Source organism: Oceanobacillus sp. FSL H7-0719 (assembly GCF_045040795.1).
GTDB lineage: Bacteria > Bacillota > Bacilli > Bacillales > Amphibacillaceae > Oceanobacillus.
On record NZ_CP150301.1, the window covers coordinates 1,796,114 to 1,808,983 of the forward strand.

At 39.9% G+C, this 12,870-nt stretch carries 9 protein-coding genes; 1 reads left to right on the forward strand and 8 read right to left on the reverse strand.

Features of this window, described 5'->3' with window-relative positions:
* Positions 1-68: 68 nt before the first annotated feature.
* From leuB to NST93_RS09625, 7 genes are all read right to left on the reverse strand, one after another.
* Positions 69-1,175, reverse strand: coding sequence for a 3-isopropylmalate dehydrogenase (gene leuB, locus NST93_RS09595; protein ID WP_405103522.1), 1,107 nt, complete (start codon positions 1,173-1,175; stop codon positions 69-71).
* A gap of 48 nt (positions 1,176-1,223) precedes the next feature.
* Positions 1,224-2,771 carry a 2-isopropylmalate synthase gene (locus NST93_RS09600; RefSeq protein ID WP_405103524.1) on the reverse strand — a complete coding sequence of 516 codons (1,548 nt, stop codon included), beginning with the start codon at positions 2,769-2,771 and terminating at the stop codon, positions 1,224-1,226.
* Complete coding sequence (ilvC, locus tag NST93_RS09605; protein WP_405103816.1) at positions 2,758-3,819, reverse strand: ketol-acid reductoisomerase; 1,062 nt, start codon at positions 3,817-3,819, stop codon at positions 2,758-2,760. The genes NST93_RS09600 and ilvC overlap by 14 nt, the downstream gene beginning before the upstream one ends.
* Before the next feature lie 14 nt (positions 3,820-3,833).
* On the reverse strand, positions 3,834-4,355 hold the full coding sequence (ilvN, locus tag NST93_RS09610) for an acetolactate synthase small subunit (RefSeq protein WP_405103526.1): 522 nt from the start codon (positions 4,353-4,355) through the stop codon (positions 3,834-3,836).
* Positions 4,352-6,073 carry a biosynthetic-type acetolactate synthase large subunit gene (ilvB, locus tag NST93_RS09615; protein ID WP_405103528.1) on the reverse strand — a complete coding sequence of 574 codons (1,722 nt, stop codon included), beginning with the start codon at positions 6,071-6,073 and terminating at the stop codon, positions 4,352-4,354. The genes ilvN and ilvB overlap by 4 nt, the downstream gene beginning before the upstream one ends.
* Positions 6,074-6,958: 885 nt before the next feature.
* Positions 6,959-8,641, reverse strand: a complete 1,683-nt coding sequence (gene ilvD, locus NST93_RS09620) for a dihydroxy-acid dehydratase (RefSeq protein ID WP_405103530.1) — start codon at positions 8,639-8,641, stop codon at positions 6,959-6,961.
* 218 nt (positions 8,642-8,859) lie between these two features.
* Complete coding sequence (locus NST93_RS09625) at positions 8,860-9,645, reverse strand: HAD family hydrolase (RefSeq protein ID WP_405103532.1); 786 nt, start codon at positions 9,643-9,645, stop codon at positions 8,860-8,862.
* A 193-nt stretch (positions 9,646-9,838) separates the two neighbouring features.
* Here NST93_RS09625 and NST93_RS09630 point away from each other — a divergent pair, with 193 nt between their 5' ends.
* Complete coding sequence (locus NST93_RS09630) at positions 9,839-10,933, forward strand: branched-chain amino acid aminotransferase (RefSeq protein WP_405103534.1); 1,095 nt, start codon at positions 9,839-9,841, stop codon at positions 10,931-10,933.
* A 109-nt stretch (positions 10,934-11,042) separates the two neighbouring features.
* Here NST93_RS09630 and NST93_RS09635 read toward each other — a convergent pair whose 3' ends face one another.
* Positions 11,043-12,191 (reverse strand): TIGR04053 family radical SAM/SPASM domain-containing protein, encoded by a 1,149-nt coding sequence (locus NST93_RS09635; protein ID WP_405103536.1) that lies wholly within the window; start codon positions 12,189-12,191, stop codon positions 11,043-11,045.
* Positions 12,192-12,870: the final 679 nt, after the last annotated feature.

Genomic DNA, 12,870 nt, shown 5'->3' on the forward strand with positions numbered 1-12,870 from the left:
ACACAAATCTCCGTTTATATTCTATTAAAAAATGCTGCTATATCTTCAACAGACTATTAAAATTCCCATTATACGTACATATGACAAATACTGTCCGATATGCTTCTAGTCGATAGATTTTCTAAAATAGCTTCTGTCATTTCTTTCGTTGTCACTTTCATTCCATCCTTGACGTTCAAATCTGGAGTGTGGAACCCGGCAGTAAGTGCTTCATCTACAGCTCTTTCAATTTCATTTGCCTCTTCCTCAAGACCAAAAGAGTTCCTTAGCATAAAGGCTGCAGATAAAATCATGCCCAGCGGGTTTGCGATTCCTTTTCCAGCGATATCTGGTGCAGACCCATGGATTGGTTCATACAGCCCAAGTCCATCTGATCGGACACTTGCTGACGGGAGCATACCTAATGATCCCGTAATTACGGAAGCTTCGTCACTTAAGATATCACCAAATAAATTTTCAGTAACAACTGTATCAAATTGGTTTGGATCAGTAATCAGCTTCATTGCCGCTGCATCAACTAATAAATGTTCAACGGTCACATCCGGATAATCCCGTGCTTTTTCTATCACAATCTCCCGCCACATTCTGCTCGATTCTAATACATTCGCTTTATCAACAGATGTCAGATGCTTCCTCCGCGTCTGTGCTGTTTTAAAAGCTTTCTCGATAATACGTTCCATTTCATATCGTTCATAGCTTAGTGTATCTACAACAGAGTTCCCATTATTTCGGCGTTCACTCGGTGTTCCAAAATAAAGGCCGCCAGTTAATTCTCTGATGATTAAAATATCACTTCCACTCACAACTTCTTCGCGAAGTGGAGAAGCGTGCAATAAAGAGGGGTATATTTTAATCGGACGTAAATTGGCGAATAAACCGAGCTGTTTACGAATTTTTAATAGGCCTTGTTCTGGACGCAAGTGCACTGGTACACTATCCCATTTTGGACCACCCACCGCACCAAGAAGAACTGCATCTGCATTTTGACATGCCTCAACTGTTTCATCTGGCAGCGGTACACCGTATTGGTCAATGGCGGATCCACCAATTGCATATTCATGGAATGAAAATGTATGATTATATTCCTGTGCAATCGTTTGTAAAATCTGTTTCGCACCATCCATAATTTCCTTACCAATACCATCACCTGGCAGCATAATAATTTGTTTTTTCATGGTTGGATCCCCTCTCTGTAGTTTAAAAGCAATAACGATTCATTTCAATTATTGAACAACCTTTTCCTTCTTTCCTGCAGTGCTGTGCTTTAGAATATAACGATTCACAGCATTCAAATATGCATTTGCTGATGCCATTAAAACATCTTGATGTGAGCCGCGGCCATTCATGACTTCTCCATTTACACTCATTTGCACATAAGCCTCTGCCAAGGCATCTTTCCCGCCGCCAACAGAGTTCAGCTGATAATCTATCAGATTCAGTTCCTCTGCAATTAAACTTTCAATTGTTTTGTAAAGTGCTTCGACACTGCCTCTTCCAGTTTGAGCTGCTTCAAGATGTCCACCATCTGGTGATGTTACTTTCACAACAGCTGTAGGCGTATTGCCTGTTCCATAGTAAACCTGGAAGCTGTCAAGCTGATATTTTTCAATTTGTGCTGAATCTGTTTTAATTTCCATCAACAAAGTATAAATATCATCATCTGTAACTTCTTTTTTATAATCCGTCAATACTTTAAAACGATTAAAAGCATCCTGTAATTCTTCATCAGATAATTGAACACCAAACTCTTCTACTTTGCCTTTAAATGCATGACGGCCTGAGTGTTTTCCTAAGAACAATGTGTTTGTATGAACACCAACCATCTCTGGTGTGATAATTTCATAGGTTTCAACGTTTTTCAATACACCATCCTGGTGTATTCCTGATTCATGGGCAAATGCATTACGGCCAACAATTGCCTTGTTCGCTTGCACATGCATGCCTGTCAGCTTTGCCACTAAATCGCTTGTTCGTTTAATTTCATCTAGTACAAGCCCAGTTTCATAAGGATAAAAATCGGAGCGGATTTTCAGTGCAACTGCCACTTCTTCGAGTGAAGCGTTTCCCGCACGCTCCCCAATTCCATTAATCGTTCCTTCCACCTGGGTTGCACCGTTCTCGACCGCTGCCATTGAATTGGCAACAGCCATTCCAAGGTCATTATGACAATGGCAGGAAAGTGCTACTTGATCAATATTTGGAACATTGTCTTTTATATATTTAAACATGTGCCCATATTCTGCTGGTGTTGTATAGCCAACCGTATCCGGAAGATTAATCACGGTTGCTCCGGCGTCGATTACCTTTTCAATAATTTCAGCTAGAAATTCCAAATCGGACCGTGAAGCGTCTTCTGCTGACCACTGAACATCATCAAATTTCTCTTTTGCATAGCGCACCATTTCTACTGAAGTTTGAATTACTTCCTCTGCTGTTTTACGCAATTTGAACTCCATATGGATTGGTGATGTTGCTAAAAATAAATGAATCGCCGGTTTCTTTGCACCTTTTAATGCTTCCCAAGCAATATCAATATCTGATTTTACAGTTCTCGCCAAGGCAGTGACAGATGTCGTCTCGATTGTATCTGCGATTGCCTTCACTGCGTTAAAATCGCCTTTGGAGGAAGCAGGGAATCCTGCCTCCATCCGGTCTACACCAAAGCGTTCAAGCTGCTTTGCGATTTCTAACTTCTCCAGATGATTTAAGTTAACTCCTGGTGACTGTTCTCCATCCCTAAGGGTAGTATCAAATATTTTAATTCTTGACATATTCCTTCACTTCCTTTTGCTGTACTTGTTGTTTTTGGATCGGCTGTTTTACAAAAGGCATGAGGTCTCTGAGCTCCCTTCCTACAGTTTCAATCTGATGTTTATTTTCAGCTTGGTTAATCGCGTTAAATTGTGGACGACCAGCTTGGTTTTCTAAAATCCAACCCTTAGCAAATGCTCCTGTTTGAACATCTGTGAGAATTTCTTTCATTCTTGCTTTTGTTTCTTCGTTGATTACCCGTGGTCCAGAAACGAAATCTCCCCATTGTGCTGTATCCGAAATGGAATAACGCATATTTTCAAATCCACCCTCATAAAGCAAGTCAACAATCAGTTTCATTTCATGAAGACACTCAAAGTAAGCAACTTCTGGCTGATAGCCCGCTTCAGTTAATGTTTCAAATCCTGCTTTGATTAAGCTGGTTACTCCGCCGCAGAGTACTGCTTGCTCACCGAATAGATCTGTTTCCGTTTCTTCTTGGAAACTTGTTTCAAGAACACCTGCACGAGCTGCTCCAATTGCTTTCGCATAAGCAAGTGAAATTTCTTTTGCTTTGCCTGTTGAATCTTGATATACCCCGTATAGGGCTGGAACACCTTCATTTTCTACATAAGTTCGGCGTACTAGATGGCCCGGTCCTTTAGGAGCTACTAAGAAAACATCTACATTTTCCGGTGGTACGATTTGTGAAAAGTGAATGTTAAAACCGTGCGCAAATGCTAATGCATTACCAGCCTCGAGATTTGGTTTAATGCTTTCTTCATACACTTCTAATTGTCTTTCGTCTGGAAGCAGAACCATTACGACATCTGCTTGCTTTACTGCTTCATCAACAGGGGTAACCTGGAAACCATCTTCCTCTGCTTTTTGCGCCGATTTTCCAGGACGCAAGCCGACAATCACATTATACCCACTGTCTCTTAAATTCTGTGCATGTGCATGACCTTGTGATCCATAACCAACAATTGCAATTTTCTTTCCTTCCAATACCTCGTTATTAATATCGTTATCATATAAAACTTTCGCCATTATCCATCTTCCTCTCAGTAATTTTTGATTTTTTATATAGTAAATGAACTTACTTCTACGAGCTGCTGCCCTGACTGCTGTCCTCGCTGCAAGGCTGTCACGCCTGTTCTTGCAATTTCCTTTATCCCATAAGGTTTTAATAAAGAAATAAAGGCATCGATTTTTTCTGGTTTTCCAGTCACCTGAATTGTCATTGTTTCTTTACCAACATCTACAACTGTGCCGCGAAAAGGTTCAATTACTCCTTGTATTTCTGCTCTGGCCTGGGAGCCTGCTGTTACTTTCACTAGGGCGAGTTCACGTGCAACAATCGATTTCTCTGTAATGTCGGATACCTTTAAAATATCAATTTGTTTATGGAGCTGTTTTGTCAATTGTTCTAACTTTTGTTCATCCTCCACATTAACGACGAATGTCATCTTAGCAAGACCGTTTAATTCGGATTCTCCGACGGTTATGCTTTCAATATTAAACTGCCGTTTTGAAAACATTCCGGTAATTCTGTTTAGTACACCTCCACGATTTTGTACAGTGCAGGTTATAATTCGTTTCACGCCCTCACCCCCACCATCTCATTTATTCCTTTTCCAGGTGCAACCATTGGCATCACCTTTGTTCTCCAGTCAATCCTGAAATCAACAACCACTGGACCTTCATAGGCAAGAACATCTGCTAATACTTCTGGAACATCCTTCTCTCTCCCTACTTTTACACTGCGGATGCCATAACCTTCTGCAATTTTTAAAAAGTCAGGATTTTTAGTAAGCAATGAGCTGGAATATCGTTCACCATGGAATTCTTCCTGCCACTGCCGCACCATACCGAGTGCCTCGTTGTTTATGATAAATACTTTTACTGGGAGCTTTCGCTCATTGATGACTGCTAATTCCTGAATAGTCATCTGCACCCCGCCATCACCAAGAATTGCAATAACCTGATCATCTGGCCTGCCAATTTGTGCACCAATTGCGGCTGGCAGGCCAAAGCCCATCGTCCCTAGTCCGCCTGATGTAATCCAATTATGCGGCTTATTAAATAAATAAAACTGTGCCGCCCACATCTGATGCTGGCCAACGTCTGTAACTACAATGGCTTCCCCCTTAGAAACATCACAAATTTGTTCAATAAGCCATTGTGGTGAGATTAATTCTTCATCTTGGTTATACCAATAAGGAAAATGTTTCTTGTTATCCATTTGTTTTGCAAGCCAATCAACGAGTTTTGGTTTTTGAATTTCAAGCGCTAATAAAGCTTCAAGGGCCTGCTTTGCATCAGCAACAATTGGAATATCCGTACGAATGATTTTTCCGATCTCTGCTGGATCAATGTCAATATGTGCTACCTTTGCTCCAGGTGCGAAGTTAGCTAGTTTACCAGTGAGTCTGTCGTCAAACCGTGCACCAATATTAATTAATAAGTCAGCTTCATAGATTGCCATATTTGCTGTATAGGTGCCATGCATACCGCCCATTCCGAGAAATAACGGATGTTCACCAGGAAAGCTTCCTAACCCCAACAATGTATTCACTACTGGAATCTCATACTTTTCAGCAAACTTTTTTAATGGTTTTACTGCATCCGCTAATAGTACTCCTGCGCCAACCAAGAGAACAGGTCTTTCCGCTTCCTCAATTAATCTCCCCAGCTTTTGGATTTGATTCGGATTCGGATCAACTGTTGGCTGATAACCTGGTACATGAAAGGTATTATCATAGTTTCCAGTCGACACTTCAGCAGAGATATTCTTTGGTATATCGATAAGCACCGGTCCAGGCCTTCCAGTTGCAGCGATGTAAAAGGCTTCATTCACAATCCGCGGAAGATCTTTTACATCCTGTACTTGATAATTGTATTTTGTTATTGGTGTAGTGAGTCCCAGGACATCCGCTTCCTGAAAAGCATCTGTTCCAATGACACTTTGCCCAACCTGCCCGGTAATAATGACTATTGGCAGGGAATCCATCATTGCATCCGTGATTCCGGTTATTAGATTTGTTGCACCAGGTCCTGATGTTGCAATCACCACACCAGGTTTCCCTGTCACTCTCGCATACCCTTCAGCCGCATGAATTGTTCCTTGCTCATGGCGACATAGAATATGCTCAAAAGGAAAGTCATGGCGGAACATCGCATCGTAAATCGGTAAAACAGCACCACCAGGATAACCAAAGACTTTTTCGACATTCGCTTCTACCAAAGCATCAATGAGCAAATCAGCTCCTGTTACGAACTCCTTTCCAACCTCCGCCATTTGTTTCACTTTTACCGCCATTCGTATAACCTCCCTCATTTTTTCATAACTTGATTTAAAAAATAAAAAGACTCTTTTCTCCCAGTAAAATAAACCTGCTTGCAGCAAGAATATTGGGGAGAAAAGAGTCTGCTTTTCACGGTACCACCCATATTTACAGCATCCTTACGAATACTGCCTCATCAGGCTTACAATAAGTGAGTTTTCAAAAAGGAGGATTAAAATAACCGAGAAGCGTCATTTTTACCGGACTTTTTGAACAACCGCCTAAAGCCTGATTGGATAACAGGTACAATATGCTGCACCTGGCCTAGCCTAATCAGCATTTAATACTTTTCAGCTAAGCACTCAGAGATGATGTCAGAACAATTGGCATTTCTGGGCTTTCAGCAACCCCAGCTCTCTGTGAATACCATTCCATGTTCCTTTTTTCTCGTCATCGTGTTTAATTATTTAATTTAAGTATTAAGAATTCTTCAGTTAAGCTTATGCACGTTTTATACATGTGCTGAAGCCTTGTAGATGTTTGTTGATGATATTGCCGTTTATCATAATACTTTTATTTCAAGTCGTCAACACCCTTTTTTAAAGTTTTTCGATACTTTTGATAAATCCAACAAATTGTTGGCGCTTACATCGCTTGTATCATCATGCATTAGTTTGAATAGAATATTTTATAATTATTTTTTAATTTATTTGATTTTTAAATTAAATGCGACTGACTAAACTTTTAATGGGGTCAATAGCCGTCAGAATGAGTGAAATGTGGGGATGGCTATAGTTTAGTAATGTGATACCGTTTGAGTTGGATTCGAGTTTGTTCAAGCAGAGAGGCAGCGGATTGTACTAAAAACGTATCTAAATTTGTCAAAAAAAATAACTCGGGATGGATTCCCGAGTTATTTTTTAACGGTTTAAGTAGTCTGTTACTGCGCCTTTAGACGCGCTTGTTACGTTATGTGCGTATTTTCCTAAGACACCTTTTTTATATAGTGGTGGTGCGATCCATGCACTGCGCCGGTTTTCTATTTCTTCTTCCGTGACATTGAAGGAGAGCTCCATTTTTTCGGTATCAACAGTAACGAGGTCGCCCTCTTTTAGAAATGCGATTGGTCCGCCAACTTGTGCTTCTGGAGCAATATGTCCTACAACAAGTCCATGCGTACCTCCTGAGAAACGTCCGTCCGTCAGCAATGCAACTTTTTCTCCAAGTCCTTTACCTACTAGAATACTAGAAATAGAGAGCATTTCAGGCATACCAGGTCCACCTTTAGGACCAACATAACGAATTACGAGGACATCGCCTTCTTTAATTTCATTATTCATCACTGCAGCAGTCGCTTCTTCTTCTGTATTAAAGACACGTGCAGGTCCTGTATGAATGGATACCTTCACTCCTGAAACTTTAGCAACTGATCCTTCTGGTGATAGATTTCCTTTCAGGACGATTAACGGTCCATCTTTACGCTTCGGATTATCAAATGGCATGATGACATCCTGACCTTCTGTAAGATAAGGAGCCTCTTCCAGATTTTCAGCCAGCGTTTTTCCTGTAACTGTTAAGCAATCTCCGTGTAAGTACCCTGCCTCCAACAACATCTTCATGACTGCTTGAACTCCACCAACACGGTAGAGATCTTGGAAAACATATTTTCCGCTTGGCTTTAAATCTGCCAGATGCGGCACTTTTTTCTGAATCCGTGAAAAATCATCAATCGATAAATCAACTTCAATTGCATGAGAGATCGCCAGCAAATGAAGAATCGCATTTGTGGATCCTCCCAAAGCCATAACAACTGTAATTGCGTTTTCAAAAGCTTCTTTTGTCATAATATCCTTTGGATAAATGCCTTTTTCCAAGAGATTTAAAACAGCTTGTCCAGCCGCTTCAGAATCAATACGTTTTTCATTTGACTCTGCTGGATGTGAAGAGCTTCCTGGCAGACTCATACCCAGTGCTTCAACGGCAGCAGCCATTGTATTAGCTGTATACATTCCGCCGCAAGAACCTGCACCTGGACATGCAGCACATTCAATTGCTTTTAGCTCATTGTCGCTGATATCTCCGTTATTATTTTTACCAACGCCTTCAAATACAGAAACGAGATCAATATCTTTTCCGTTCAAATTACCTGGTGCGATTGTTCCGCCATATACGAAAACAGAGGGGATTTCAGCATTCGCAATAGCAATCATACAGCCGGGGATATTTTTATCACAGCCTCCAAAAGCAACTAATCCATCAAAGTTTTCTGCACCTACAACTGTTTCGATGGAGTCAGCAATAATGTCGCGGCTTGGTAAAGAATAACGCATTCCCGGTGTCCCCATGGAGATTCCATCTGATACGGTAATCGTATGGAATAAAAATGGAACCGCTCCTGCCCCCCTTACTCCTTCTCTAGCCCTTTTAGCAAGCGATCCGAGGTGGACGTTACATGGAGTAACGTCACTTTCCGTGTCTGCAACTCCAATCATTGGTTTGGTAAAATCTTCGTCTGTCAAGCCTACTGCACGCAGCATCGCACGGTTTGGCGCGCGCATTTTGCCATCGAATGCATGACTTTTTATTCTTAAGTCCTTCGTCATTGAGTGATCCACCTTTCATTTTCGAATCATTATAAGATTAATTTTCGAATATTTCAATGTATTATTTTCATTTTTGTAATTTAGAAAAGAAAAATGCTGCATAGTTTTATGCAGCACTTTATCGCTTAAATGATTGGTAAATAGGTAAAGCTGGTGTTATATTTTTGTTTAAATTTATTACTTTCAGCTTCAAATAAAATATTTTTTTCTGCTGTGCTTTAGTTCAATTTATCAAGCAACGGAATCAGTTCCATTAGATTTCTGATTTCATAAGTCGCTTTTACTTCATTTGGTTTGCTGTTTTTCCGATTAATCCAGACAGACGGAATTCCTGTTTGGTTAGCCCCGAGTATATCCGTATTCAAATTATCTCCTACCATCAGTACTTCATTTTTGTCTGATCCTATCAGTTCGAGTGCATGTTCAAAAATTGACTGATCAGGTTTTCCTTTGCCAAAATCACCTGAAATAACAATGTGCTTAAAATAATCTACTAGTTCTGGGGTTAATTCAAGTTTGATATTTTGCAGTGCTGGAGAACCATTTGTAAGAAGAAGCAATTCATACTCCCCTTTCAGAGCATCAAGCAGCTGTATCGTATCATTGTAAAGCGCAGCAGTCTTTCTTCTTTCTCTCGGGAATGCATCACCCAGCTCATAGCCAAACGCTTCATCGTCAATTCCCATATCTTTTAGCCCCGCAGTCCAGGCATCTTTCCTATAATCCGTGACAATTTTTTTTAGAGCAGGAAATTCACCGCCCTGATCAGGGAATTCACCCCATAGCCCTTCGAATGGATTAATCCCAATCATTTTTGTAAATTCATATGTAGGATACATTGCATATATCCTTGCTGCATTTTCCCTGACAGCTTTCTCTAGTCGAACTGGATCAACATCATAGCGCTCGCTTGCAATTTGACAGGTTTGCTCAAATGCATCCTTCACACTTTTTTCATCCCAAAGCAACGTATCATCCAAATCAAATATTATTGTTTTTATCAAAATGAATCCCCCCTGATTCTTTATGCTAGCTCTAATTTATCATTAGAAAATGGGATTGTCACCATCCATATAAGTGACCGCTCTTCAGCATGAAACTTTTTCCATCTGCGAAAAAATGTAAAAAATACACTTGCCTAAAAATTCAATATCAATTATGATAAAGAGAAACTTTTCAGAATAAGGAGATAGCGATATGGAAGAACAGTCAATTCACGTTGAGATGAGTACAGCATTGAAAGAGAAACCTAAGACAGATCAATTAGAATTTGGCAGAACATTTACAGATCACATGTTTGTAATGGATTACTCCGCACCAATTGGATGGCATAACGCAGCGATTCTGCCATATCAACATATCATGGTCGATCCTTCCTCAATGATTTTTCATTATGGACAGTCGGTTTTTGAAGGATTAAAAGCTTTTCGCACTAAAAAAGGCGATGTACAGTTGTTTCGCCCCAGAAAAAACTTCGAACGTTTAAATAGATCAAATAATCGTCTCGTTATTCCTCCAATTGACGAAGAATTCGTCTTAAAAGCAGTTAAAAAACTAATAGAAATTGACCAAGACTGGGTACCGGATGCAGAAGGCACTTCACTCTATATTCGCCCATTTATTATTGCAACAGAGCCTTTTCTCGGTGTTGCGCCAGCCCAGCATTATAAACTGATTACAATACTTTCCCCTGTAGGTTCTTATTACAAAGAAGGAATCAATCCAATAAAAATTGCAGTAGAAAGTGAATTTGTCCGTACAGTGAAAGGCGGAACAGGTGAAGCAAAAACTGGAGGTAACTATGCTGCCAGCTTGAAAGCACAAGAAGTTTGTGCAAAAGAAGGTTATTCACAAGTGCTCTGGCTTGATGGTGTAGAAAAGAAATACATTGAAGAAGTAGGCAGCATGAACGTATTCTTCAAAATTAATGGAGAAGTGATTACACCGAAGCTGAACGGAAGCATTCTCGCCGGTATAACACGCGACTCTGTTATCGAACTCTTGAAGCATTGGGAGATTCCTTTTACAGAAAGGCAAATCAGTATGGAGGAAATCGCTGAAGCTCATGAATCCGGTCAACTTGAAGAAGCTTTTGGTTCAGGAACTGCTGCCGTCATTTCACCTATCGGCATGCTTGCCTGGGACGGTAAAGAATACACAATTAACGGCGGAAAAACGGGAGCTTTATCCAAGAAAATCTATGACACAATCACAGGCATCCAGTACGGAAAAATCGAAGACCCATTCAACTGGAATGAACCAATTGCAGAAAAAACAAAAATAAAACAATAACCGGAAGATAGAATAATCTATACACTTCCGTGCTGAAAACAGCTAACACCTATTTGTTAGCTGTTTTCCTTTATAATAACACTTTATAAAACTTGATTCACAAAATCGACTATTTTTTATTTAAGTATCCGTTTTTTACTTTTCTGCGCTGGCGCATCGCTCTCGGAATATAGACACAGTAAGGCTCACTTTCCATATAATCGCCTGTCACATTATATGCACGTGACCTGGACCCTCCACAAACATGCCGAAATTCGCAAACACCACATTTCCCTTTATACTTATCTGGATTGCGTAAATTTTTAAAGACTTCGGATTCTCGGTAAATTTCCGCAAGAGGTATACGACGGACGTTCCCAGCACGAATTGGCAATAGTCCACTTGGATACACATCACCTGTATGTGAAATAAATACAAACCCATTGCCATCGTTTATACCTTTAGGTGCACGGCCTAACCCATCAATTTGTCCTGTTTTTCCATGGTTGATAGCATCTTCATAGAAAATATGCTCTCTATCACTCATTCCTCTGTTTTCACGCATTTTTTGTTGAATGACGACACGTCGATAATGCTGACCTGCAGTTGTTTTAATATCAAAAGGAACACGTTTGGACAATTGATACAACCATCTGAATACCTTCTCATGTTCTGCAGGTGAGATCATATCCTCTTCTTTCCCGCGCCCTGTTGGAACAAGAAAAAATACACTCCATAATACACAGTTTAATTTTTCTACCATTTCTGCCATTTCATCCAGGTGTTCGTAGTTATATCGTGAAATAACTGTATTTATTTGCAGCGGCATATTTAATTCATTTAGATAATTTATCGCATTCATTGTTAAATCAAAGGAACCTTCCGTGCCGCGAAAATGATCATGAACCTCCTTGCAATGACCATCGATACTAAATGCCCATCTCGCAAGTCCAATCTCCTTTGCTTTTTGCATGACTTCTTTCGTAACATTTGGTGTTGCAGAAGGTGTCATCGATACACGTATCCCTTTCTTGATGGCATATTCTGCAATATCAAGAACATCCGGACGCTCCAGTGGATCTCCTCCTGTAAACACAAGCATTGGATTATCCATTTCATATATATCATCTATTAGTTTCTTTCCTTCTTCAAACGTTAACTCCAATGGGTGTCTATGGTACTGCGCTTCCGCTCGGCAATGCAGGCAATGCAGCTGACAAGCACGGGTCAATTCCCAAATAACAATAAACGGGTTTTCATTATAGTCGCGATTAAACATGTGGTCTATCCCCTCTCATAGTTTATTGCATTTTCATTGTAGAACAATATTCTGAGTTTCCAAGTGATATCAATCACTTATCAGGGGAAAAGCATGATTTTGTCATAGTTTTTTAACAAATTTTATTTAAAAGATATTTATTACACACAGCTTGGATTTCGGACAGGTAAAATTTGTTCACAAACTTCAAATAATAACATGGGTACGCTCGATATTTTAAGTAGATTGCTGAGTAATTTAGTTCAAAATAGCTTTTATCCTAAAGATACCGGACATTTGAAAAACCGTTATTAATAAAATTGCTCTTAGACAATATAAAACCGTCTTTGATAAGTTTTCTCTCTGCCCGAAGTTATCAGGATTGTTCTTTAACGGGGGGTTAGAACTATTCTCTAAGCCCGTCGGAGCAAGATAAGTGGAGAAACTGTCTATTAGAAGACCTCTATAAGACAGTGCCACCAAGATAAGCGGTGAAACTGTCTATGAGAACGAGAACGGCATTTGTCCAGAAAAAACAGAGTTATTCCGTATTAAGATTATTAGCTTTTTTATCTACTTTTCATTAATTTATTATGAAATCTATCACATTTACCAAAGTCATATATCTTTTCGATGCTAGGGGATAATCGTATTGCTGCTGTATTTTACTATATGAAAGTTGTATTATTTGCTACTTTTC